The sequence below is a fragment of the Halorhabdus salina genome (assembly GCF_013839425.1).
GTDB classification, from domain to species: domain Archaea; phylum Halobacteriota; class Halobacteria; order Halobacteriales; family Haloarculaceae; genus Halorhabdus; species Halorhabdus salina.
Genome location: NZ_JACDNP010000004.1, coordinates 1 through 22,707 on the forward strand (window position 1 = coordinate 1; position 22,707 = coordinate 22,707).

The 22,707-nt window shown below is 61.5% G+C and carries 23 protein-coding genes and 2 pseudogenes; 9 read left to right on the forward strand and 16 right to left on the reverse strand.

The window, feature by feature from the left end:
* A partial coding sequence (locus HZR20_RS06350) for a hypothetical protein (RefSeq protein ID WP_220132683.1) occupies positions 1-1,165 on the forward strand: 1,165 nt, incomplete at its 5' end.
* Entirely contained in the window at positions 1,162-1,659 is a 498-nt protein-coding gene (locus HZR20_RS06355; RefSeq protein ID WP_181685758.1) for a hypothetical protein, read from the forward strand. The genes HZR20_RS06350 and HZR20_RS06355, both read left to right, overlap by 4 nt.
* Positions 1,660-2,111: 452 nt before the next feature.
* On the opposite strand, the gene cofG is transcribed toward HZR20_RS06355, so the two are convergent.
* The 6 genes from cofG to HZR20_RS06385 form a co-directional block, all read right to left on the reverse strand.
* The gene (gene cofG, locus HZR20_RS06360) at positions 2,112-3,233 is read right to left on the reverse strand and encodes a 7,8-didemethyl-8-hydroxy-5-deazariboflavin synthase subunit CofG (RefSeq protein WP_181685759.1); all 1,122 of its coding nucleotides are present in this window, start codon (positions 3,231-3,233) and stop codon (positions 2,112-2,114) included.
* Positions 3,234-3,304: 71 nt separating this feature from the next.
* Entirely contained in the window at positions 3,305-3,913 is a 609-nt protein-coding gene (gene cofC, locus HZR20_RS06365) for a 2-phospho-L-lactate guanylyltransferase (protein ID WP_181685760.1), read from the reverse strand.
* A gap of 15 nt (positions 3,914-3,928) precedes the next feature.
* Positions 3,929-4,705, reverse strand: a complete 777-nt coding sequence (locus HZR20_RS06370) for a hypothetical protein (RefSeq protein WP_181685761.1) — start codon at positions 4,703-4,705, stop codon at positions 3,929-3,931.
* A complete protein-coding gene (locus HZR20_RS06375; protein ID WP_181685762.1) occupies positions 4,683-5,864 on the reverse strand; it encodes a tubulin/FtsZ family protein in 1,182 nt (393 codons plus the stop codon). Before HZR20_RS06375 ends, HZR20_RS06370 begins: the two co-directional genes overlap by 23 nt.
* Before the next feature lie 228 nt (positions 5,865-6,092).
* On the reverse strand, positions 6,093-7,400 hold the full coding sequence (locus HZR20_RS06380) for a glycosyltransferase family 87 protein (RefSeq protein WP_181685763.1): 1,308 nt from the start codon (positions 7,398-7,400) through the stop codon (positions 6,093-6,095).
* Positions 7,401-7,495: 95 nt separating this feature from the next.
* Positions 7,496-8,371, reverse strand: a complete 876-nt coding sequence (locus tag HZR20_RS06385) for a complex I NDUFA9 subunit family protein (RefSeq protein WP_181685764.1) — start codon at positions 8,369-8,371, stop codon at positions 7,496-7,498.
* A gap of 137 nt (positions 8,372-8,508) precedes the next feature.
* On the opposite strand from HZR20_RS06385, the gene tmk reads away from it, so the two are divergent.
* Positions 8,509-9,114 carry a dTMP kinase gene (gene tmk, locus HZR20_RS06390; protein ID WP_181685765.1) on the forward strand — a complete coding sequence of 202 codons (606 nt, stop codon included), beginning with the start codon at positions 8,509-8,511 and terminating at the stop codon, positions 9,112-9,114.
* Positions 9,115-9,224: 110 nt separating this feature from the next.
* On the opposite strand, the pseudogene HZR20_RS14780 reads toward tmk, so the two are convergent.
* From HZR20_RS14780 to HZR20_RS06405, 3 genes and pseudogenes are all read right to left on the reverse strand, one after another.
* Positions 9,225-9,314: pseudogene (locus HZR20_RS14780) on the reverse strand (hypothetical protein); the annotation flags it as partial.
* Positions 9,315-9,639: 325 nt separating this feature from the next.
* Positions 9,640-10,371: pseudogene (locus HZR20_RS06400) on the reverse strand (RNA-guided endonuclease InsQ/TnpB family protein); the annotation flags it as partial.
* Positions 10,372-10,655: 284 nt separating this feature from the next.
* Positions 10,656-11,618, reverse strand: a complete 963-nt coding sequence (locus HZR20_RS06405; protein WP_181685767.1) for a DMT family transporter — start codon at positions 11,616-11,618, stop codon at positions 10,656-10,658.
* Positions 11,619-11,794: 176 nt separating this feature from the next.
* On the opposite strand from HZR20_RS06405, the gene HZR20_RS06410 reads away from it, so the two are divergent.
* Positions 11,795-12,280 carry an Lrp/AsnC family transcriptional regulator gene (locus HZR20_RS06410; RefSeq protein ID WP_181685768.1) on the forward strand — a complete coding sequence of 162 codons (486 nt, stop codon included), beginning with the start codon at positions 11,795-11,797 and terminating at the stop codon, positions 12,278-12,280.
* 293 nt (positions 12,281-12,573) lie between these two features.
* A complete protein-coding gene (locus HZR20_RS06415) occupies positions 12,574-13,803 on the forward strand; it encodes a digeranylgeranylglycerophospholipid reductase (protein ID WP_181685769.1) in 1,230 nt (409 codons plus the stop codon).
* Between the two features lie 77 nt (positions 13,804-13,880).
* On the opposite strand, the gene HZR20_RS06420 is transcribed toward HZR20_RS06415, so the two are convergent.
* Positions 13,881-14,756 (reverse strand): DUF7139 domain-containing protein, encoded by an 876-nt coding sequence (locus HZR20_RS06420; RefSeq protein WP_181685770.1) that lies wholly within the window; start codon positions 14,754-14,756, stop codon positions 13,881-13,883.
* Between the two features lie 198 nt (positions 14,757-14,954).
* On the opposite strand from HZR20_RS06420, the gene HZR20_RS06425 reads away from it, so the two are divergent.
* Complete coding sequence (locus tag HZR20_RS06425) at positions 14,955-15,242, forward strand: DUF5789 family protein (RefSeq protein ID WP_181685771.1); 288 nt, start codon at positions 14,955-14,957, stop codon at positions 15,240-15,242.
* Positions 15,243-15,273: 31 nt separating this feature from the next.
* Here the strand turns inward: HZR20_RS06425 and HZR20_RS06430 are convergent, their stop codons facing one another.
* Entirely contained in the window at positions 15,274-15,693 is a 420-nt protein-coding gene (locus tag HZR20_RS06430) for a DUF302 domain-containing protein (protein WP_181685772.1), read from the reverse strand.
* Between the two features lie 92 nt (positions 15,694-15,785).
* Entirely contained in the window at positions 15,786-15,926 is a 141-nt protein-coding gene (locus HZR20_RS06435) for a hypothetical protein (RefSeq protein ID WP_181685773.1), read from the reverse strand.
* A gap of 96 nt (positions 15,927-16,022) precedes the next feature.
* Between HZR20_RS06435 and HZR20_RS06440 the strand changes: the two genes are divergently transcribed.
* Positions 16,023-16,463: a DUF302 domain-containing protein gene (locus HZR20_RS06440; protein WP_181685774.1), complete on the forward strand. Its 441-nt coding sequence runs from the start codon at positions 16,023-16,025 to the stop codon at positions 16,461-16,463.
* A gap of 41 nt (positions 16,464-16,504) precedes the next feature.
* On the opposite strand, the gene nreA is transcribed toward HZR20_RS06440, so the two are convergent.
* Complete coding sequence (gene nreA, locus HZR20_RS06445; RefSeq protein ID WP_181685775.1) at positions 16,505-17,785, reverse strand: DNA repair protein NreA; 1,281 nt, start codon at positions 17,783-17,785, stop codon at positions 16,505-16,507.
* 99 nt (positions 17,786-17,884) lie between these two features.
* On the opposite strand from nreA, the gene HZR20_RS14335 reads away from it, so the two are divergent.
* Positions 17,885-18,451 (forward strand): LLM class flavin-dependent oxidoreductase, encoded by a 567-nt coding sequence (locus tag HZR20_RS14335; RefSeq protein WP_220132684.1) that lies wholly within the window; start codon positions 17,885-17,887, stop codon positions 18,449-18,451.
* A 117-nt stretch (positions 18,452-18,568) separates the two neighbouring features.
* Positions 18,569-18,793 (forward strand): hypothetical protein, encoded by a 225-nt coding sequence (locus tag HZR20_RS14340; protein ID WP_220132685.1) that lies wholly within the window; start codon positions 18,569-18,571, stop codon positions 18,791-18,793.
* 46 nt (positions 18,794-18,839) lie between these two features.
* On the opposite strand, the gene HZR20_RS06455 is transcribed toward HZR20_RS14340, so the two are convergent.
* From HZR20_RS06455 to HZR20_RS06465, 3 genes are all read right to left on the reverse strand, one after another.
* Positions 18,840-19,967, reverse strand: coding sequence for an ORC1-type DNA replication protein (locus HZR20_RS06455; RefSeq protein ID WP_181686053.1), 1,128 nt, complete (start codon positions 19,965-19,967; stop codon positions 18,840-18,842).
* A gap of 82 nt (positions 19,968-20,049) precedes the next feature.
* On the reverse strand, positions 20,050-21,540 hold the full coding sequence (locus tag HZR20_RS06460) for a carboxypeptidase M32 (RefSeq protein ID WP_181685776.1): 1,491 nt from the start codon (positions 21,538-21,540) through the stop codon (positions 20,050-20,052).
* Between the two features lie 48 nt (positions 21,541-21,588).
* A complete protein-coding gene (locus HZR20_RS06465) occupies positions 21,589-22,689 on the reverse strand; it encodes a M20 family metallopeptidase (protein WP_181685777.1) in 1,101 nt (366 codons plus the stop codon).
* Between the last annotated feature and the right edge of the window lie 18 nt (positions 22,690-22,707).

Below are 22,707 nucleotides of genomic sequence, written 5' to 3' on the forward strand. Positions count from 1 at the left end.
TGAGTTCACATATATGACGGAAAAAGATAGTATGTGTGGAAATAGCGTTGATAGAAGGTCATTGCTGAAAAGTATAGGTATCAGTGGGTTACTGGGATTATCTGGAGCTAGTATTAGCGACCCTATACTAGCGACGACACAATCACAAGTCGGCAGAGGTGTTACGGGTCGGTCACTCCTTACAGGAATAAACGATCCAAAATGGACTAAAAATGAAAAGGTGGAAGATAATGTTGGTAATAATACTAGTGTGACATTAGGCTATATGGGTAGCGAATTAGATACCGTATTTGATAAGGATACTGAGAAGTGGATGGAATACTGGAAGCATCGCTTTGATCTTACGAATATTGGTCACTCAGCTCCCCTAAACGGAAGGCAAACCTATAATATTTGGGAACAATGGTTCAAATGTGGGCCCGCCTATCCAGACTATGAACCAGAAAATCCGATCGAGTTCCATTCTATTCCAACGGCTGGTGCCTGTTCATGGCCAGATCCTCCAGGTGGTAACTGGAGTGAAGTCTTAGAAGAAATAGTAGAAGAAACCGCTACTGAAGCAAGCAAATTCGTTGATCTTATACATACTTCAGACGAAATTTATAATGCATATAAGCAGAAATCCTTTGACTCCCAAGGGCCGGACTCAATCGAATTCAATAAAGAGTATAAAGCTATGACGAGAACCGAATCATCACACGGCGTTCACTTCTCAGTACATACGGTTCCTGGTGCGTATAATACTGTGAAGATTGAGAGTGGTATTGCGGATTATTCGGGCCTCGATAAGGCTAAAGTTGCATTCAAGGTTGACATTACAGACGATAATGTCAACCCTCTATCTAAGGCAGAAACTACATCACACAACCAATCTAGTCTGTACTCCCGCTTTGATCAGATGAGCAAGGATGAATTACACGAAATTGGTGTTATACGAGTGTACAAATCAGATCTCGATAAATTACTAGAGAAAATCAAAATGGAGCGTCGTGAGAACCAAGACTCTAAGAAAATCACCCGAGAATTGCGCTCTGTGAAGCAAACGAAACAAAGACTTGATTTTGAACCTGATGGATATACATATATAAAGTCATTTTCGATGGACACCAAAATAAAGAAGGAAAAATCAGATTCGAACATCGCAAAAACGGAACCGGCAAAATGAATCGTCGTTCAGTTATCGCATCGCTCGGAGGAGCAATCATACTCGGTACTTCTGGATGTGTACATCTGAACTTCCTAAAGAGAAACCACAGACTCTGGTTTGTTCGACTCAATCGAGCATGGGAGGGAACAGTTGAAGTAGATCTCCGAATTAAGCGCAACAATACTGTCGTCCACGAATCTAGCTATAAAGTTCCTGGTGTTGAGAAGAGTAAAAAAGGGGAGGAAGAGCCCTTAGAATGGGCTGGTGTTAACAGGAAATTAGTTCAAGCGGGATGGAATACCGATCCCGCCGTGTTTACCGTCGAAAGTAAGATGTCTGCCAATGATGATTGGCATACAAATTCATTCTCTAGCGTCAAGGCGAAAAATATTGGAGCGACAGTCGACATTCTCGGCCCTGGTGTGTCTGGTATTCGACCACACGAATTTAACTCCGAAGCGCAAGTACAGCATTTCCTCGATCAAGTCACACCCCCCAATGTAGAGCATTAACTGAAAAACCCGCTGGACAAGACTGCTGGTTCAACGAGTTTGAGAAATAAGGAGGTCGTAACGAGAAGTATCCATGCAACTCGCAGACCTCCTTAGAGAACGGTTAAATAAAACGAACCGTTTGGGAGAGGGAGTGTGGGCCGACACCGCCGCTGATCTCTACTGAGGTAGTGACTCCGCAATCTGGAACAATGGAGGAGATACGATCGGTGCCACCGACAACACAGGAACGACGGTTCTTGAACAATCCTACGACTGATCGAAGTTTCTCTCTCCTGATACTTCCGGCTACACGTTCGTGCAGATATTCGCCACCACGGGGTGGTGAATTACTTCGATATATCATAGCCAGCAGTATGAGCACTGACCCGCGCGACGCCTGGACAATTTGAGAGCAATCCGTAGCGGGGTTGCTATCGGAACGCGCGTATCGTCGTGTAAGCTAGAAGGTATCACTTGCCGCCCCGATCGAGCCCTGTGTAGGCGTCGTTGTCCCCGATTACCGACCGAAACCGCTCGCCAGCGTCGCCCTCGCCGCGGATCGCTTCCAATACTGGCCCCCCGAGCCACTGCTCGTCGACGTATCGATCGTAGACCGGAAGGCGCTCACACAGGGGGACCCCGGCCGAATCGGCGATATCCCGCAGTTCATCCAGTGCCGGCCACGCGTAATCGGGGTTGACGTGATCATCGGTGACCGGCGAAACGCCGCCCAAATCATCCACCCCACAGTCGAGCAACTGTCGCGTCCGGGCGAGGTTCGGGGGCACCTGCACGCTGATTTCCTCGGGCAATCCTGCCCGAGCCATCGCGACTGTCCGGCGCATCGTTTCGAGACTGGGAGGGTCTCGATCCCAGCGCTCATTGGGCGAGACCGGCTGGACGATCACCTCCTGGACGTGGCCGTATCGTTCGTGAAGTGCGCCGATCGCCAACAGGCTCTCAGCACGATCCGTCCAGTCCTCGCCGATCCCAACGAGAATGCCCGTCGTGAACGGGATTCCAAGCTCACCGGCCGTCCGGATCGTGGCGAGTCGCTGGCCCGGTTCCTTCCGGCGCGAGCCAGCGTGGGCCGCCACGTCAGCGGTCGTCTCCAGCATGACGCCCATGCTGGCGTTGACGTCGGCGACGTGGGCCATCTGTTCGCGGGTCTGATCGCCGGGATTGGCATGGGGGAGGAGACCCTCATCGAGGGCGATCTCGCAGGCTTCCCGGAGATAGGAGTGAATGGAGTCGTGGCCCCACTCACGGAGTTGGTCGTAGATGGCGTCGTAGCGGTCGTCGGGGTCGTCGCCGAAGGTGAACAGGGCTTCCGTACATCCAGTCTCAGCCCCCTCCCGACAGATCTCGCGGATCTGCTCGGGGGAGCGCAACGACGCCTCCCCCGGCGGATCGTAGTACGTGCAGTAGGTGCAGGTGTACCGACAGGCGGTCGTCAGCGGCACGAAAACGTTCCGGGCGAAGGTGAGTCCGGGGGCGGCCGAAACGTCCCCGGGGCCGACCGAGAGCAAGCGCTCGCGGTCGGCAGGGTCGATTTCGAGGTCGACGTCGTAGGCGTCGGCTCCCGGAATCACAATTCTATACAGTGGATCGGAACAGCCCGGACAAAAGGATTCTGTCGTCGGCAGCGCCGACGGGGTTGCTGTTACCGCTCGACGCCGACCCGTCCCCCTTCGACGGCGAGTTCGAACCCGCGTTCGCGTACCCACTCGACCGCCTCGCCCTGGCCGTGCAACAGCACTTCCGCGAGGTCGGCCGGTTCGTCGACATCTGTCGCCAGCCGGTAGGAGTCGATCTCTGTCACACTCGCGCCCACTTCCTCGGCGATCGCGCGATGGTCGCGGATCGAGGCGTCGTGGTAGTCGACCCGGAAGTCGGGATGACGGGCAACGATGGCGTTGGTCCCGCCACCGCGGCCGGGCGCCAGGACGACATCGCCGTCGACCTCGAACAGCTGTTCGATCGCCCCAGGGGTCACGATCGCCAGATCCGCGACAATCACGGCGGCTGGCCCCTTGACCACGTCGAGGCGAGCGTTGACGGCCACTGAGAGCGGGCGGTCGTCGACCGACACGGGCGCGTCGCTGTCGATCGATTCGGTCGCGATCAGCTCCGGGTCACCGCCGGCCGCTCGAATGGCACGCACGACGTCACGCCGCATACACCGGGCAAAGGCCGATCGCTCGGACGGCGAGAGAACGGACGTGAGTCTGGTCTTGGGGTCGGTCACATCGAACGGAACGAAAACGCGCATCGGAAAGTCGCCAAATCAGCGGAGTTTGTCGTAGCTCTCCTGCTGGGAGCGCCAGTAGTAGATGCCGCCGCCGATCAGTGCCAGCACGACCAGGGCACCGACACCGTAGAGGATCAGCTGGGTCGTCTGGGCGGACTGTTCGGCCGATTCGGCGGTGTTCTTGGCGTCTTTTGCGAGACTTCGCGCCTCGGCAAAGTTCTCGCCACCGCCGTTGAACACGCCGATCGCGTTGGTGAGCGTTGCGTTTGCGTCCTCGCTATCGGACTCTTCGACGGCTTGTCGGGCCTCGTCGATCACTTGCCGGGTTTGATTGCTCTCTTCGGTGTAGTGATGGACGGAGATCGTCTCGATATCGTTGACGTTGTTGCCCTGCACCCGATTGAAGTCGGCTGCAACGAACGACTGGGGCGGATCGTAGGAGTAGTCCTCGACCGACGGAACGTCACCGGTGATCGTCACGTTGATGTGATCGATGTTCTCCTCGCCGGTGATCGCCACCTCGAAGTCGGTGGCCCCGTCGAACTGCGTGGTGGTTTCCTCGCCGCTGGGCGTGACTTTCGTCACCGTCCAACCGGTCACGTTCCGAAGTTCGGTCGTCCCGTTGAGCTGCCACTGATCGGCCGTCTCGTAGACGTCCGTGATCGTGGCCGAGACCGTGATTTCCTCGCCGACCTGTGCCTCAGCTGGTGCGTCCGCCTGGACGGACGCGGCAGTCACTGCGCCGACCGCAGCGAACGTGAGCACCAGCACTGCCAACAGGGCCAAGCCCTTAGAAGAGCGGATCCAACTCATCTTCCTCGTCTTCGACCAACGTCTCCAAGTTCTCTTCGCTTTCGTCTCGAATATCGTCGATATTGTCCTGGGCTTCGATGGCAACTTGCTGCAGTTCCTTGATGCGGGGGACGTTGTGGACGCCCGACAGCAGGATAACAGAGGCGACGTAACTGGAGTCGCTGACGGGGTAGTCGCCACCGCGGACTTCCATGCTCCCGGTCTGTTCTTCGAGCCACTTGCGACCGCGTTCGATACCCTTGCGGTTGAGCTCTCGGGGCGGGCCGGAAAGTACCAGCAGCGCACGCTCAGCACCATCGATCTCACACGGCAACGTCAGCCGGCCGAGTGCGGCTTTCCGGACCAGCGAAGTGATCCGGTTGGTCGTGTTTGCCGTGTCCATGCTGTCCCTGGACTCATCGTCGCGGAACCGTGAGAGTAAGCCGCTCCCTGAATCGTCGAGATCGACTTCCTCGGCAGCGTATCCGACCGTCGAAACACCGCCACCGCCAAGCGTGTTGATGATCTCGCTGGAGTCGACAACGCTTTCTGCGACCTCACCGGATTGCTCGACTTCGCCGGCCCCGAAGAGAATACCGAAGCGCTTGACGATCTCGTCGTTGATCTCGGCGTACCCGGCCTCCATGGACTCGCCGGTCTTGCGCCAAGCGTCGTTGTCGAACACCAGCATGTTGTCGACTTCCCGGACGAACGTCTGGAACGACCGAGCGGCGTTCAGCGTGTAGATACCACCCTCGTCGCTCCCGGGCAGAATACCGAGACCGTAGACCGGCTCGGTGTAAATGCGCTTGAGGTGTTTCGCCAGGACGGGCGAACCACCCGAGCCGGTGCCACCGCCCAGACCGGCAATAATGAGGAACGCGTCAACCTCGTGGACCGGAATATTATCGATGGCCCCCTGAACCTCGTCGATGTCCTCCTCGGCGATCTCCGCGCCGAGTTCGTTGTCTGCCCCGACGCCGTGGCCCTTGACGCGGGCCTGGCCGATCAGGACGCGGTTCTCCTCCGGAACACGGTCGAGCCCGAGCAAGTCGGCTTTCGCGGTGTTGACCGCGACCGCCGAGCGGACGATCCCGCTACCGGTTCGTTCGTCGTACTCCAGGAATTTGTCGACGATTTTCCCGCCGGCCTGCCCGAAGCCGATCATGGCGAGTTTCATAAGTGATTCTCTTGACGTGAAAACAGTCGGATTACGCGTATAAGCTTTTTGCCAGCGTGCGTGCCCGTCTCTCCCGCGACACAGCACACTTGCAAGTACCGACCGAGAGAGCGATACAACCCACGATAGCTTTCGGCAGAAACCAGTATCACGGGGTCGGCAGCCGGCCTGAGACAACAGAGCCAGCCCGCCCGCCCCAGAGACGCCAGGGCGTCAGACGGGCGCGCGCTATCCGTCACTGCCGAAGACGGCTCGCAGATCGGGAACAGATGCGTGTTCGGCGACCCGGTACCCGACCAGGCCAACGAGGAGGAAGGTCCCCCACATTCCGGGCTGGAGAAACGCTCCGGCGTCGTACAGCATCGCCGCCCCCGGAAAGTTCCCTTCAGGCTTGGTGAGCCACTCGAGCGCGTAGCGATGCAGATGAAGGAGCAACACCGAGAGGACCGGGACCCAGGCGCGCCCATCGGGTCGGTCGAGTTCGTGGGCGAGGAGGATCACGGCCGGCAACACCATGACAATGAGATCGTGGCTGTCTGCCTTCGGCGCGAACAACGGGATGACGGCAATCCCGAGCGCGAACGTCAGCCGGCGCGCAGCGACCGAGTCGTCGGCCCGCGTCGCAAGCGTCAGCCCGATCACGCCAAGAATCCCCAGGATCTTCAGGTAGAGCCCGAACCCGCCGAAAATATGCATCGGGCGGTAGGCCGCAGCGGTGTCCCAGAGGTACAGCGCTCTACTCTCGCCCCAGCCTTTCCCCCAGGTGAGGACCTCGATGTACGTCAAGTTCGTCTCCAGGCCGAAGATGCCGAGTGAGGCAACGAGCAGGACAATGCCCGCCCCGATCGCACCCGCCAAGCGCTTGCGGTCGCGGAGCAGATGCGCGCCCGAGGTCGCGTAAAACAGTTTGAAACTGCTCCCGATCGTGGTTGCTGCCCCGCTGGCGTAGCGGAACAGCGACCGGGTGTGCTCGCTCACCTCGCTGTCGCCGTACGGGGACGTCTCGCTCTCGGCCCGTTCCTGGAAGTAGAACGCAAAGCAGAGAAAGGCGGCCAGAAAGGTCGCGGTCTGGGCCCACCGGAAGTTCCGGATCGCGGGCTGGAAACTGAAGACCGCCACCAACAGCCCTAGTCGCTCCCAGATACGCAGCTGGTAGCCCAGCGTCCGGGCAACCGCATCGAGGCCGAGCCACAGGAGGACGATCGAGGTAAAGCCGAACAGCATCGCCCCGACATCGAAACCGGTCGTCTCGAAGGGGTAAAACACCAGCACCGTCACCGGCGGGTAGAGATACTCCCCGAAGTACCCACCATCCGGCTGCTCGACGTACATCTGTCCGTTCTCGAGCCAGCCGTTCAGCGCCCCCGTGTAGGCACTGAAGTCGTTGAAGCCGTACGCCAGGCCGATCCCACCCTGTCGCAGGTGGTGTTCGACGAGAAGCCAGCCAAGCAGCGTGCCAAGAGTCACAACCGAGACCAGGACGAAAACCGGCCGCTCGCGCCGGTATGACCACAACTGACGGGGAATCGACGGCATAATCTCCGGTGCGTGCATCTGACAGATAGCTCTGACGGATTGGGGTCGCGGGTTCAGGTTGCGATGAAGGTTCGGCGAATGGGGCCGCTATCCGCTCAGTTCCGGTTGAGGGACGCCCCGAGGGTCAGCATGTCGTCGGGATCGACACCGAAGTCGGCGACAGCGTTCTCGGCGGTCGTGTTGTCGAACCGGAGCGACCGGTACTGGTCTTTGCCCATCGGGAATCCAGGGATCGCCCCACCAATCGAGAGGCCAACGCCGGCCAGGGCCATCGGGACCGGAATGACGGCGACGCTACCCCGGACCATTTTGGCGATTTGCTTGAGCGTCAGATTCTCGGGTCCACCGATTTCGTACGTCTCGCCGGCCCGATCGTCGTCCGCCACACAATCCGCGAGTATCGGCGCGAGGTCTTTGACCCAGATCGGCTGGAAGCGCGTCTTCCCGCCACCGGGTAGCGGCGCGACCAGCGGCGGCGTGAGTTTCTTCGTGAACGCAACGAACTCCCCGCCTTGGCCGAAGACGACGGACGGACGAACGATTACCCACTCCATGCCGGAGTTCCGGACGACTTCCTCGGCCCGCCCCTTCGCGCGAATGTAATGGGTCGCTCCCTCGGGATCGGCCCCGAGTGCACTCATCTGGACAATACGCTTGACACCGGCTGCTTGGGCGGCCGCGACGACGTTCTCGGTCCCGCCGAGGTGAATCCGTTCGTGCATCTCGTTGCCGCCACTCGGGATGAACAAAGGAGACAGCGCCACGAGATTGACAACCACGTCTACGCCCTCGAAGGCCCCCTCGAGGGTGTCGGGATCGGTCACGTCGCCGGAGACGGTCTCGGCACTGGCTGGTAACACGTCGGGGTCAGGATCGCGCGATAGCACGGAGACCTCGTGACCGCGTTCGTCCAGTTCGGTACAGAGGTATCGCCCGATGAAGCCGTCGCCGCCGGTGACGAGCACGTGCATGTATGTGTCATGGTATCGAACAACCCTAAAAGTAGGGTGCCCGGCAATCGCTGGAAGCGGTCGCCGACCGACAGATTTTCGGGGCCGAGATCGCGCCGAGGCGGCGCGTTTACGTGCCCGGACTACGTGGGCCACGTATGCTCATCACGCTCGAAGGGATCGACGGGAGCGGGAAAACCTCCGCCCGGGAGTTCCTGCAAGAGCGTCGCGCCGACATCGATGCCACGCTGACGTTCACCCGTGAGCCGACCGAGTCCTGGTACGGCGAGGCCGTCCAGCGGTCGATTCGTGACGACGAGGCCGACCCGATGGCGGAGCTATTCCTCTATACGGCCGACCACGCAGCTCACCTCGCCAAGACGGTCCAGCCGGCGCTCGATCGCGGCGAAGTCGTCGTCTCCGATCGCTACTCGGATTCCAGATACGCTTACCAGGGGGCGACGCTTACCGAGCGCCTGGACGACTCGCTGGAATTCGTCCGGGAAATCCACCAGCCTTGGACGCGACCACCGGATGCGACGATCTACCTCGACGTGGACGCCGAGACGGGGGCCGAACGCAGCGGCGCCACCAACAAGTTCGAGCGCGTCGAGCAGTTGCGAGCGGTCCGGGAGAACTACGAGCGCCTGCTCGCCGAGGAACCTGATCGGTTCGTTCGGATCGACGCCACGCGCTCGCCGGACGCAGTACGGACGGACGTCCTCGACGCGATCGAGACAGTACTCGAAAAGAGACGGCAGTAGTTACTCCAGGGATGGCCCGCATCCTCGATCCGGAGGGGATACCAGTAGGCTTCGTCGTCTTCGAGGACAACCCAGGGGTAGCCGTGGGCGTCCTCGACGAACTCGGCGCTGGTACCTGTCTCGACCTCGCCGGCGGCCAGAATCTCTCGGACCTCCTCGATGGCGTCCCGAAAGTCCGTACTGCAACCTCGGAGAAACACAGTGCCGCCTCGCTCGCCGACTCGTAGCCAGATCGGCCGCCACCGTCACGTAGGCGGTACTCGGCGGCGTTGGCTTGCCTCCGTCAGGGTCGTCTTGATTCTCCCAGCACTCTTTGAGTGACTGGTAGGAGTCCCACGTGTAGAGGGCTTTGCCGACGACCGCACACTTGTTGTTCCGCAAGAAGCCATCATGGTCACTCTTCTGTATCTCGGTACGAGTGTCCCCGTCTTGTTTGAGGCGGATGGTGTCGGTAAATATCTCGCGTGAGACGAGGCGGGCGTCTTGAATATCATCCCGCGCACGGTGGCGCGGGGAATCCTCCTCTCACGAGGGCAGGCTTCCTGCTTCCACGACGTGACTTGCAGACACAGACTCAAACTGAGTCGTGTCCGTAGCGGTCACAGTCTCCACAGGCGTTGATTCGGGCCATCCCAGCCCTAGTTCAGAAAAACCTCGTTGTAAGACGTTCATCGCCGCGTTCGCATCTCTATCCGTCTCGAATCCGCACGACGGACAGGAGTGTTCCCTGACCCAGAGTGGCTTCGCTGTCTCCACACCACACGACGCGCACTCCTTCGTCGTCCCTCGTGCTTCGACTTGAACAACGTGAGCGCCGTAGAGGTCGGCTTTGTATTCGAGGAGAGTAATGAACTGTCTCCACGCCATATCCTGCTTGTTCCGGGCGTTTCCGTCACCCTGAAGCATTCCAGCGACGTTTAGGTCTTCGACGAACACGGCGTCGTACTCCTTGACGAGCCACGTCGTAAGCTTGTGCTGATAGTCCAGTACCTTCCGCTTGATATGGCGCTTAACCTTCGCCACTTCTCGACGTTGTCTCTCATAGTTGTTCGACCCCTTCTCTTTCCGTGAGAGTTTGCGTTGTTCGCGGCGAAGACGCTCGTAGTCGTCTTCGAGGCCAAGCCAATCCACAGTCTTGCCGTCCGAGGTGTGGATGTAGTTCTGGATGCCGAGGTCAATCCCGACGATGTTGCTCGTGTCGAGCGAGTCCACGTTGGGTTTCTCGGGCAAGTCGGTGCCATCGGTTTCGAGTCCGAAGAGACGGACCACACGCCGGGGTAACGCGCTTGACCCCTGCCCACGGTGTTGACGCAAATCGGAGATTTGCGAAAGCCGAAAACGGTGGGTTTTCGGAAGGGCGGGGAACTCGCGCTGTTTTTCATTGAGACGTCGCGGCATCGCTACGCAACTTACCGGGCAATCGTCCTCGAATCAGCGGTCTACTGCTGCAGTCGCCTGCTCCGTTTTCGACCGGCGAGATGGGCCAGAGAAGCGCCAGCAGTGCCGTGGCCCTCGCCACGAGATAGCAGGCATACAGTGGCTCAGTCCGAGTTCTCGAAGGTAGACGAGCCTGTTTCAGGGTGCGTCGGTCCGAGGCCGTCGCGAACGCGATGCCACGAGGGTAACAGCGACCGGTGTTTCACCAGCAGGAACCCGACAAAGATCGCGAGGAACCCGACGACCGTCTGGGAGTCGATCACCTCGCCGAAGGCTAGCCAGCTCAGCCCGGTCGCGACGACGGGCTCGAGGTAGACGATGAGATTGCTCTCAGTCGGGCCGATCCGATCAAGCAAGCTGAAATACAGCGAGAACGCGATGATGCCTGGCCCGACGACGAGGAACGCGAGCGAAGCGACTGAAAGCGGCGTCCAGACGATCGTGGTGAACGATTCGCCGGTCGCGTAACTGGTCACCCCGAGCAGGCCCGATCCGAGGAGCATTGCCCAGCCCTGGAGGGCGACTGCCGAAAGATCCGTTCGGAGCGGTCTCGTCGCGACGGAGCCAAAGGCGAAACTGACCGTCGCGAGCACGACAAGCCCGACACCGAGGAGGTTCGCACTCGTGACTGTGCTCACGCCGATATCAGAGATAACGACGACACCGGCGAGCCCGACGAGCAGTCCCACAACCTGCAGCGCGGTGAGGTCGCTGTCCGGGAGCAACGCGCTGGCGAACACGGCCGTTAACGCCGGCGAGAGACTCACGACGATGGCCGCGACCGCACCCGGGACGTCGTGTTCCATCCCGAGGTAGAGAAACGCGTGGTGGCCGGCGATCATGAAAGCCCCGGCGACCAGGATACTTCCGGCGTCAGCCAGCGACTGTGGATACCACCGACGCACCAGTACAGCCGCGAACCCGACGACGACCACACCGACCAACGCGTACCGCAGCCCGGCGAACAAAAGCGGCGGGAAATACGCCAGGCCGACGTCGATCGCGAGGAACGAACTTCCCCAGAGGACGCCGACTACCAATGAGAGTACGAGAGATTTCGATCGCATTACCTAGCATTCCTACACTGAACTATAAGAATCTAACGCATCCTCGAAATAACTCCAAATAACTGAGATGGGATGACTAACTATCCGATATGCGTGTCGTCCCGTGCAGAAGCCGGCAAGCAGTTCGACCGAGCGGAGCGCAGCTTACTTACCGATCACCGCCGACCGTGCCAGGCATGGACGAGCGCGACGTACGGATCCTCAAGGCGATCGCCGATCTCGGGACTGATAGTCCGGAGCGACTCCACGAAGAGACGGACATCCCAGTCTCGACGATTCACTACCGGCTGAACAATCTCCGGGAGGACGGGGTGATCGAGAGCGATCTCAACGATATCGACCTGGACGCGGTCGGACTGGGAGTGACAGTTATCGTCGAAGTGCTCGCCGAGTACAGTGGGACCTACGATGCCGTCGCCGAGAAGTTCCGCGCAATCGAAGGCGTCACACAGGTCTACCTGACGATGGGCGAAACGGACTTCATCGTGATCGCCCATCTGACGGACTCGGATATGGTCGAACGACTCATCAGCGACTTCGAGGCCTTGGAAGAAGTCGAACGGACGAACTCGACGTTCGTCATCTCGACGCTCCAGGACAGCCAGCGGGCCTTAGAAGCCTACGAGCTCGAGACGCTGCTCGATGAACTCGTCGAGGAGTGAATTAGTGCAGCGCCGGCACGAGTCCGCCGCCCAAAACGACGGTTCCATCTCGCGTTCGAGTTCCTGCAGGCGATCGATTCGGTTTTCGGTGGTCGGTTGAGTCCGGAAGAGCGTACCGATCATGCCCTTCGAGATTGAGATGAGTCCGCAGTCTCGGGACAGGCTGGTCCACTGTAACTACTCAGACGCGGCCCCCATCGATAGCACAGCCAGTGTTGGTTGAAGATAAAGAATCCCCCAATATTGGGGGCTGATGAAGGAACACTCTTTAGGGCGAAGCTAGATGGCCATGTATGTCCGAGCGTTACGACGCGGTGATTGCTGGTGCCGGGCCGGCCGGTGCCCAGTGTGCCCGCGACCTTGCGAGGCGGGGCTACGACGTGGTCGTCCTCGAGACGGAGGCCGAAGCCGACTTTCCCAGACAGAGCAACAAGTCCACAGGCGGAACCTTCCCGTCGATGCTGTCCTCGTTCGGGATTCCAGACGACGTCGTCATGCAGTTCACTGACAGCGTAGTAATCGAGTCGCCCAACGAATTCCTCCGGCAAACACAGACCGGAGCCGTGCTTGACTTCGCTGCGTTCAAGGAATTCCTCGTCGCCGACGGCCGCGAGAAAGGGGCCAACTATCGGTTTGATGCACGCGTTTCCGGCCCAGTCATGGACGACGGCGAGGTCACTGGCGTCCAGTACAACGGATCCGAGGAAGTCCATGCCGAGGTCGTCATCGATGCGACGGGTCCGGCCGCACCGATCGCCTCGAAACTGGGCGTTTCGGACCTCGAACGGGAACGGCACGCGATCGGCATCGAATACGAGATGGCGGGCGTCGACCTTGATCCCGACGGCTACGCCGATCTCACCGACGCGATGATGCTCCGCCTCGATCACGAGTACGCGCCGGGTGGCTACGCCTGGATCTTCCACACCGGAGAGGACACGGCGAAAGTCGGCCTGTGTTACATCAACAACGACAGCTACCAGCGGTACGCCCAGACCGATCGGACGATCGACGGCTATCTGCAACACTGGCTCGACACTGACCCGCGATTCGCGGACGCGGCGCGTATCGAGGGCCACCAACACCGAGGGTCAGCACACATCCAACAGCCAGGACAGATGAGTACGGACAACTTCATCGCGATCGGCGACACTGTTCCCTCGATCGATCCACTGTGGGGCGAAGGGATCCACAACGCGATGAAATCCGGACGAGCGGCGGCCGTCACCATCGATCAATCCCTCACTCCGGACCAACCGGACACGTCCGCCGAGGCGATGGCCTTCTACGAGACGCTCTGGCACCGGCAAGTCGCCCCGCGGATGGACGCACGCCTGCGGTTGACTGAGATGCTCTATCTCGCCCCGAACGATCGGTACGACCGGCTGCTGTCGGACCTACACGGGCTCGACAACGAAACGCTTTCACGTGCAAATAACGGGAGCTGGCGGGCGATCGCGAAGTTGATCCACGTCCGAGACGTACCGTTGCTCACACAGTTTGCCAGAGAACAACTCTTCTGAGAAGCAACGGAATTGTCGGGACAAAAACACCCGGGCTGCCCCGCAGTCTCGCTCCTTGCGTCTGCCACCCGGCCGACTCACCGTCGGTCGTCGTGGCTGTTCGACGACCACGCCGAACAGGCGTCGATATCGTCCATATACTGTTCGTCAAGGCCACAATAGGGCTGGACCGCCTCGTCGACGCGAACGTAGTGGAAGTGTTCACAATTACCACAGTATTGGTCCGGCTGCCCGCGGGTCGCGACGTTCTCCAGCACTGTGTCGTCGGCAGCGGTCGACGCAGCCGTCGCGGAGCCACCGTCGCTGGCCGCGCGGTTTGAATGATCACTGACTCGGTCAGTCGGCCCTTCCGGCCCGGTCTGAGTCGGCACCTCGCCGTCCGGATCGGTCCCGAACAGCCCGACCCCGCCCGTCGCGGTGGGGACCTCATCCGTGTCCCGGACGAGCTCGATCTGTCCTTCCTGCGTGATTCGCATTTCGGCCGCCCCGCCGGGTGATTTACGGGTCTTGAACGTCGCCACAGCGACAAACAGGCACCAGCCGGTCGTGATCGCACCGACGAAATAGACAGAAAGCGTCGTCAACGTGAGCAACGGGTCAGCGGCCGGCGCGCCGGGCCACTGGGTCGGATAGGCGTAGGTGAACAGCGCCACACCGAACACACAAAGGCTCGCACCAATAGCGGCTGTGGCACGTGTCACGCGACTGGTCGGGAGGACGGCAAAGATGCCCACGAACGTCGCCGGCAGGCCGAGTCCCGCGAGAATGCCAGCAAGTTCGCGAGCCCCGTACGTTCCCAGGTCGAACCACGAGCTCACGCCCGCCGTTGCCAACACGACGCCGGCCGCAGTCAGCGCCACACCGAGCGCAAAGAGGCCACCACCCACGAGGACACGGCGACGATCGGCAACCGCCCCCACTCGGTGCCGGTAGACGTCCGTCAAACTGGTCATGGGGCTTCCTACCACAGGGATCCACTAAACTCTGCGTCAGACGCCCGGCATGCGATTCGGGTGTCAACTGACCCCACTCGGTTGGAACCTGCCTGCTAGTCTGTGATCGATTATACCTGGGCCGACGCACACTACCAAACGAGATCCAGGAGTGTCGCGGCCGAAAATACTAATCGCCGCGGCAGCCAATCGCGGCACATGGCCAAAGACAACGACGACGAAAGCGAGGACCCCCCAGTGGCGCTGGGCGAGGGCAACGCAGTCGCTGGCGTCCCCCTGGCGCGCGTGTCCTCGCGACTATCCTACGGGATCGAGAAGAGTACGGTTCGACGACGCGAGGGCGAAACAAAGATCCGGACGCCAAGCGGCCCGCAATCGCTCGGGGACGTGCTCGATGAAATCGACGAGACGTACTTCGACCGCCGCCAGTCCTTCGAGAAAGCCGTCCGGAACGTCATCGGGACGGGTCCGGTTCCGACGGAGTGAGGTCCGCTCGCCCCCAACCGTTTCCCCGTCGTTAGGCGTCAGTCGTCGAGACCGGCGTCGCCTCGGGGACGGCGTCCATGGCCGCATCTAATCTCCCGGTCACGTCTTCGACGATCGGTTCGAGGTCGTCACTGTCGGTCAGCGAGAACAGCGTCTGCGGGTCGACGACGTTGATGCCGACGCCCGCCTCGTCCTCGTAGACGACGACATTACAGGGCAACAACGCCCCGAGTTCGTACTCGACGTCCAGTGCGTCGTAAGCGAGCGCCGGATTGCACGCCCCCAGGATCCGATACCGGTCGAAATCCTCGTCGAGTTTGGTGTCGAACGCCGCCTGCAGATCGATGTCCGCGAGGACGCCGAACCCCTCCTCGGCTAGTGCGCCTGTCACTGTCTCGATCGTCTCCTCGAACGGGGCGTCGACTCGATACTGCGTCGTGTATGTTGCCATAGGAACGAAAAGGAGACCTGGCCGGGTAAGTACTCACCTGCTACCAAGTATTGCTTGTTATTGGGGTCAAAGGACAATACTATATCAATCGCTTATCCCAGCCGCCGGTGAAGCCGCCGAATGGGGCCGAACTCACGGAGCACGACCCAGACAGCCACTGCCCCGACGAGCGTGAGCGGGAGAAATTCGAACGCGATATCGACCACGAAACCCGGATCGACAGTGAACGCCATAGTGGAGACGAAGACGGCAATCACGTGAGTCTTTCGACGAGTCGGTATCTCTCAGAGACACCGACACTTTTCTCTCGGCCGGTCGTGTGTGACGATATGGCACTGCCGATCGACCCGACCGAGATCGACTCCGCGGACATCGGTGAGGAGCGCGCCACCCTGGAGATGGCCCACGAAGACGCGATTGAGCACGTGCGGGCGGCGTTCACCGACGCCGGATTCGGCGTCGCGACGGAGTTCTCTCCCTCGGAATTGCTGAACGAGAAGATCGACGCTGAGAGGGACCCCTACTACGTCCTCGGGGCCTGTAACCCGGCCGTCGCGGATCGGGCACTGGACGCGAGCGATGGCCGGATCGGCGGTCTCTTCCCCTGCAATGTCGTCATCCACGAGATCGAACCTGGTGTCCAGGAGGTCTATCACGTCTCCATCATGCGAATCGCCCGGCTGGTTGGACTGGCACCCGACGACGAGACGATGACTGACATCATCGACGACACTGGCGAGTTCGTTGAGGAAGCCTACGAGAATCTCTGACGTCTCACGGTCACGCAGGAACCATCGCAGTGTGACCACCCTCAAAAGTCGCTCAATTGGGCCTGCAGCCCGGCGACCATCTCTGACTTCCGGCGGAGCGCACCCAGCGAGACCGGGAGTTGCTCGGCGACGCCAGTGACCGCCTCGCGGAACGTCTCGGCGACGCCATACCGGCCCGCAATATCGTCGGGCAGTCCCCCAGGATCGTCGAAGGCGTTACGGACGCCCTCCCGAACCTGCCAGACGCCCACCGGGGCCCAGTAGTCGTCGGTCACCTCCCGGAGGACGAGACACTTGGCCTGCCGGCCGATGTCCGTCAGGTGTTCCAGCACGCCCAGCCGCGAGGCATAATACGCGCCGGCGGTCTCATCGACGTAGCTCGTTCGGCCTTCGTAGCCCTCGTGAGCGCTGGCGAGGTAGTGGGCCTCGCCGACCGGATTCCAGACGCTCTCGGGGGCTTTCATCTCGACGAGTTCGAACTCCCAGTTGCCGGGCGAGAGGACGATCCAGTACTTGTTGCCCATGTACTCGTTGTACCAGACCTGCGTCTCGTCGATGGAGGGAGCATTCCGGATCTGCCCCCGTAGATACTGCCCGACAGTGTCGTCAACGGCGGTGATCGACCACCGCGTCGGGACGAGTCGGCGATTGGCCCCCTGGCCCAGCGCCCCCGCCGAGAGGATCGTGTTCACGTCGTAGACGTCGAATCCCTTCCGGTAGAGGTAGGTCATCGCCCCCTCGGCCCGCCAATCGTCATCAGAGAGGGTCTTCTTGACCGGGCGGGGGACGTGGGGGTTCTCCGCGAGATCCGCGGACTCAGCCCGTGCGCGGGGGCCGGTAGGAGTGCTGATGTCGTCGACGCTCAGGTCGATCTCGGGCGTCGAGTCCAGCCCGAGCTCGACGTCGACGGGTTGATCGGCGATGGCGACCTCACGCTGCGTGCCGACGAATCCGTCCCAGACGTCCTCGACGTCCACCTTGGCCGAACGCTGTGAGTTGAGCAGGCCCGTCCGGCGTTGCAGGACGTCCTCGATACCCAGTCCATCGGCGTACCAGTTCCCGCTGGTGGCAAAATCCGTCGGATCGTGGTCGTCGGTAACGGGCGAGAGGACGCCGGAGTTGACTTGCGGGTAGCCCGATCGGCCGACGAAAATCTCCGGGGCTGTCGAGCCAAAGAGGGCGTCGCCCGACAGTGTCTCCTCCAGCTGGCGCTCGACGTCTTCGAGGTGATCGGTGATGGCGTAGGACTTCTCCTTGGCGAGGCGGCGCTTATGGGCGGCCTCGTCGCGTTCGAATCCCTCGATGTAGTCGTCGAGACGCATCTACCTAGGGTAAGGCGACGAGCAGTAAGAATCTACGGGACTGCGACGCCACCCGACACCAACGACCAAGGGAATGCCGGTCAAAACAGGCGGCTGTCCATGCCCGAAATCGCCATCATGGTCGAAGGCCAACAGGGTCTCACCTGGGATCGCTGGCAACGTATCGGCCACACTGTCGAGGAACTGGGATTTTCCGGCCTGTTCCGCTCGGACCACTTCACGGATGCCGACGGGACAACTGACGACGCGTTGGACCTGTGGCCGTCGCTGACCTGGCTGGCAGACAATACCGATGACATCGACTTCGGCCCGCTCGTGACGCCGGTCTCCTTCCGTCACCCCGTCTTCACCGCACGGATGGGCAAGGACGTCGACAACCTCGCGGACGGTCGCCTCGTATTGGGCGTCGGCGCGGGCTGGCAGGAGTTCGAACACGAGACCTTCGGCTTCGACCTGCTCGACGTACCCGAGCGCTTCGATCGCTTCGAGGAAGGCGTCGAAGTCATCGCGTCGCTGTTGGGCGAGGAGGACCCGGTGTCCTTCGACGGCGAGTACTTCCAACTCGATGACGCACAGTTGCTCCCGCGCCCCGAACGGCCGGGCGGCACGCACCTGCTCGTCGGCGGGAACGGCCCGAATCGAACGCTACCACTGGTCGCCCGGTGAGGCGACGAGTGGAACGGCGTCTTCCTCACGACCGACGAATACGCCTCGCTGAACGATCGCCTGGACGAGCTGCTCGACGCGGAGGGGCGCGAACCCGGCGACGTTCGGCGGTCGCTGATGACGCAGGTCGTCTTCGGCCGGGACGAAGCGGAACTCGAGGCTGTCCTCGACGGGCGCGATCCCGAAGCATTGCGCGAGGAGGGGCACATCGTAGGCACGCCGGAGGAAGTCCGGGAACAGATCGACGCAATTGAGGACGCTGGGGCTGACCGCATCATGCTGCAGTGGCTCGCCATGGACGACATGGATCGGCTCGAAGCACTGGCTGAAGCGGTGCTATAGCGCGGCTTGGTGGTGACGCGGACAAGACGACAGTGTCGGTCGACACTTAGAGCCGGTCTGTGATCGCGTCGGCCTCGTAGGCCAGAGAGAGTTCCCGCGAGCGGCCACGGCCGTCGACGGACGTGTAGGTGGCCTCGATCAGGCCGAGCTGGTCGAGCTTGTTGATGATCTCCGAGTAGCGCGTATATCCCAGATCAGTCTCGGCCTGGAAGGCCTCGTAGATATCGCCCGCGAGTTCGCCGTCGTGCTCGGCCAGCACTTCGAGTAGGGCGCGCTCGCTCTCGGAGAGGCCTTTGAGGTGTCGCGAGAGGTGGACGTGTTTGGACTGCTCGAAGGCGTCTTCGACATCTTCGCGTTCGACTTCCTTGCTTGCGCGCATCTCGGCGTTCAATCCAGCCCGGCGCAAGAGGTCGATCCCGACTCGAAGGTCCCCACCCTGCTCGGCGGTCAGTTCGGCGACGCGATCGAGCGTGGGTGGGTCGATCACCCCGTCGTGGAACCCGCGTTTGACGCGCTCGTCGAGAATATCGGCGATCTCAGGTTCGTCGTATTTCGGGAAGTACACTTCCTCGGGCCGGAAGACGCTCTGAACGCGCCCGTCTAAGGACTCGATGACGTCCAGGTCGAGGTCCGAGGACACGACGACGACACCGATTTTGGCCCCCGAGTGGGCCTCGTGGGCGCGCAGCAGCGAGTAGAGTGTATCCGAGGCTTCGCTCTCGTAGAAGAGGTAGTTCACGTCGTCTAAGGCGACCGTCAGGACTTCGTCTTCCTCGACGAGTTTCTCGGTGATCTGGCCAAACAGTTTCTTGAAGGAGACGCCGCTAGTCGGCGGTTCGTACTCGAAGACTTCCTCGAACAGCCGGGAGAACACGGCGTATCGCGTCGAATCGACCTGGCAGTTGACGCGGGCGACCCGGACGTCCGTCTCGGCGCGCAACTCGCCGTAGAGTTTCTGGATCGCGGTCGTCTTGCCGGTCCCCGGCGGCCCGCGCACGATCACGTTCAACGGCCGCGAGCCCCGCACCGCCGGCCGGAGGGCGTACTTCAGACTCTCCATCTGGCTCGAACGGTGGCGAAACGTCTCCGGAACGTGGTCGATCTCGAAGACGTGTTCGTCCCGGAAGACGGACTCGTCCCAGGAGAGCATCCCCTCCTCGGGGTCGTCTGTCATCACTTTCAGGACGCTCGGGACGCTACTTAACTCTTGGCTGGGGACGTCGGTCATGTCCGAAACTGCTGATGACGGATCGGTCTCAGAGGTCGTACAGCGCGCCGTACTTCTCGGTCACGTAGTCGATGAAGTGATCGGCGTTGTACGGTTCTCCCGTGGCTTCCTCGACCAGATCCCCGGTGCGGTAGCGCTTCCCGTGGCTGTGGACGTTCTCGGTCATCCAGTCGTAGAGCGCGTCGAACTCGCCCTCGCGAATGTCGGCTTCGATCGGCCCAATCGCCTCGTCGGCGGCGTCGTATAGCTGGGCGGCCAGCACGCTGCCAAGCGAGTACGTCGGGAAGTAGCCAAAGGTTCCGTTCGTCCAGTGGATGTCCTGCAGACAGCCTTCGGCGTCGGTCTCGGGCCGAATTCCCAGGTACTCCTCCATCTTGTCGTTCCAGACCTGCGGGACATCCTGAACGTCGAGATCGCCCGAGATGAGGTCACGCTCGATCTCGAAGCGCAGGACAATGTGCATGTGGTAGGTGAGTTCGTCCGCTTCGACCCGAATGAGGTTGTCGTCGTACACCCGGTTTGCCGCGCCGTAGGCGTCCGCGGGGCTGGCTTCGACGCCGAGGTACTCTTCGACAGTTGGCAAGATGTGCTCCCAGAACGGCTGTGAGCGGGCGACGTGATTCTCCCAAAGTCGCGACTGGGACTCGTGGACCGTCAGGTCGCGGGCCTCGCCCAAGGGCGTCCCGTATTCGTCGTCGGGCAACCCCAGCGCGTAACTCGCGTGGCCGAACTCGTGGATCGTCGAAGACAGCGAATCCAGGGGCTTCTCGGGATCGAACCGGGTCGTGATCCGGGCGTCGAACTGGGTGCCCGACGTGAAGGGGTGGGCAGAGGTGTCGAGTCGGCCTCGATCCCAGTCGAACCCGACCACGTCCAGGGCGTCCCGGACCAGCGCCTCTTGAGCCTCAACGTCGTAGGTGCCCTCGAAGGGCCGGGGCTGGGTCACGTCACTGCTCGCGATGTCGTCGATCAACGGGACGAGTTCGTCCCGGAGCCGTTCGAGGACGCGCTCGGCAGTATCGAGCCCGAGGTACGGTTCGAACTCCTCGAACAGCACTTCGTAGGGATCCCGATCGGGATCGATCGCTTCGGCGTACTCGCGGCGCAGTTCCACGAGTTCCTCGAGAACTGGTGCGTAGGTCTCGAAGTCGTCCTCTTCGCGGGCCTGTTCCCAGACCGGCAGCGCCTCGCTGGTCGCCTCCGAAATGCGCTCGACCAGATCCCGGGGGACCTTCCGGGCGCGCTCGTGTTCCCGTCGAACCTCCCGAACGACCGCCTGCTGATCAGGATCGAGGGAAGCCTCCTCGAGGTCGTCGAGATATCCCGCCAGTTCGTCATCGGTCAACAGATCGTGCTGGAGCGTCGAGAGCGCCGACTGCTGTTTCGTGCGGGCCGGGGTGCCACCGTCGGGCATCATGACTTGCTGATCCCAGCGGAGGAGGCCACCGGCGTCTCCGACGTAGGAGAGTTGTCGAACGTGATCGAGAAACTGCTCGTAGGTGTCGGCAACCTCGGACATATGCTCCGTTGGAGAGGCGTTCCCAAAGACCCGACGGTTCCAGACCGCTCAGATTACCCGGTCGGCGAATGCAGCAGGGAGGTCCCGGTAGAGCCGATAACAGCGATCGACCACTGACAGTGAGACGCTCTCGGTTGCCGTGTGGGCTTCGCCTGGCTCTGCCGCACCGGCGACGACGCACTCGGTCCCCGCACGATCGGCGAGCCACCCGGCGTCAGTCGCGTGTGGTTTGACGACGTGTTCAGGCTCGTCGGACTGGGCGTCCGCAGCCACTGCCAGCACGGCGTCGGCGAAATCCGTATCGGTACAGGCCATCGGCGGGAGGTCCTGCTCGACGGTCCAGGAGACACCCTCGATCGCTTCGACGCGTTCGATCGGGGCACGCTCGCCGGGGACGGTCCGCTCGTCGACAGTTACCTCGCAGTGCTCGGGAATCACGTTCCAGGCCGATCCGCCCTCGATCTCCGTGACGGCGAGACTACCCTCGACTGGATTGCCCTGGACTGTCGTGGTCGGGAACTCGAGATCACGGAGCACGTCGACGGCATCAGTCGCCCGGTAGATGGCGTTCTCGCCCGCGTCGACCTCGCTGGCGTGGGCGGCTTCCCCCTCGGCGACGATTGTACTCCCACGACGGCCCTTGTGGGCGATGGCGACGTTCGTCACGCCGGGCGCGGAGTAGCCGGTCGAGCCCTCGCCGACGACGGCGTACTCGGGGACGAACCCGTCCTCGATGGCCGCACGGCAGCCTTCGCCGCCCTGCTCCTCCCCCGCGAAGGAGGCCAGAACGAGTTCGACGCCGTCGGGGACATCGGCGTCTCTGAAGGCACAGCACATCGCGGCCAGCGCTCCCTTCATGTCCGCCGTGCCGCGGCCGTAGATCCGTCCGTCGCGTTCCTCGATGACGTATTCGCCGTCGTCGGTCTGTTCGTCGTCCGGCGGCACGACGTCGTGGTGGCCGACAAATGCGAGTGTCCTCCCCTCGCCGCGGCGGGCGATCACGTTCCCGGCGGCGTCGTGCTCGATCGCGGCGTCGGTGTGGTCGGCGAGCCAGCCGGCGATCCACTCGCCGGCCGCCGACTCGTCGCTGTCCGGCCCACGGTGGCTGGGGATCGCGACGAGTTCGCGCGTTAGCTCACGAGCGTTCATGCCACAGGAGACGCGATC

Coding starts and splice junctions, on each gene's coding strand:
- HZR20_RS06355 (WP_181685758.1), top strand. CDS start 1,162: ATGAATCGTCGTTCAGTTATCGCATCGCTCGGAGGAGCAATCATACTC.
- cofC (WP_181685760.1), bottom strand. CDS start 3,913: ATGCGCGTTTTCGTTCCGTTCGATGTGACCGACCCCAAGACCAGACTC.
- HZR20_RS06370 (WP_181685761.1), bottom strand. CDS start 4,705: ATGAGTTGGATCCGCTCTTCTAAGGGCTTGGCCCTGTTGGCAGTGCTG.
- HZR20_RS06375 (WP_181685762.1), bottom strand. CDS start 5,864: ATGAAACTCGCCATGATCGGCTTCGGGCAGGCCGGCGGGAAAATCGTC.
- HZR20_RS06380 (WP_181685763.1), bottom strand. CDS start 7,400: ATGCCGTCGATTCCCCGTCAGTTGTGGTCATACCGGCGCGAGCGGCCG.
- HZR20_RS06385 (WP_181685764.1), bottom strand. CDS start 8,371: ATGCACGTGCTCGTCACCGGCGGCGACGGCTTCATCGGGCGATACCTC.
- tmk (WP_181685765.1), top strand. CDS start 8,509: ATGCTCATCACGCTCGAAGGGATCGACGGGAGCGGGAAAACCTCCGCC.
- HZR20_RS06405 (WP_181685767.1), bottom strand. CDS start 11,618: ATGCGATCGAAATCTCTCGTACTCTCATTGGTAGTCGGCGTCCTCTGG.
- HZR20_RS06410 (WP_181685768.1), top strand. CDS start 11,795: ATGGACGAGCGCGACGTACGGATCCTCAAGGCGATCGCCGATCTCGGG.
- HZR20_RS06415 (WP_181685769.1), top strand. CDS start 12,574: ATGTCCGAGCGTTACGACGCGGTGATTGCTGGTGCCGGGCCGGCCGGT.
- HZR20_RS06420 (WP_181685770.1), bottom strand. CDS start 14,756: ATGACCAGTTTGACGGACGTCTACCGGCACCGAGTGGGGGCGGTTGCC.
- HZR20_RS06425 (WP_181685771.1), top strand. CDS start 14,955: ATGGCCAAAGACAACGACGACGAAAGCGAGGACCCCCCAGTGGCGCTG.
- HZR20_RS06430 (WP_181685772.1), bottom strand. CDS start 15,693: ATGGCAACATACACGACGCAGTATCGAGTCGACGCCCCGTTCGAGGAG.
- HZR20_RS06435 (WP_181685773.1), bottom strand. CDS start 15,926: ATGGCGTTCACTGTCGATCCGGGTTTCGTGGTCGATATCGCGTTCGAA.
- HZR20_RS06440 (WP_181685774.1), top strand. CDS start 16,023: ATGGCACTGCCGATCGACCCGACCGAGATCGACTCCGCGGACATCGGT.
- nreA (WP_181685775.1), bottom strand. CDS start 17,785: ATGCGTCTCGACGACTACATCGAGGGATTCGAACGCGACGAGGCCGCC.
- HZR20_RS14335 (WP_220132684.1), top strand. CDS start 17,885: ATGCCCGAAATCGCCATCATGGTCGAAGGCCAACAGGGTCTCACCTGG.
- HZR20_RS14340 (WP_220132685.1), top strand. CDS start 18,569: ATGACGCAGGTCGTCTTCGGCCGGGACGAAGCGGAACTCGAGGCTGTC.
- HZR20_RS06455 (WP_181686053.1), bottom strand. CDS start 19,967: ATGACAGACGACCCCGAGGAGGGGATGCTCTCCTGGGACGAGTCCGTC.
- HZR20_RS06460 (WP_181685776.1), bottom strand. CDS start 21,540: ATGTCCGAGGTTGCCGACACCTACGAGCAGTTTCTCGATCACGTTCGA.
- HZR20_RS06465 (WP_181685777.1), bottom strand. CDS start 22,689: ATGAACGCTCGTGAGCTAACGCGCGAACTCGTCGCGATCCCCAGCCAC.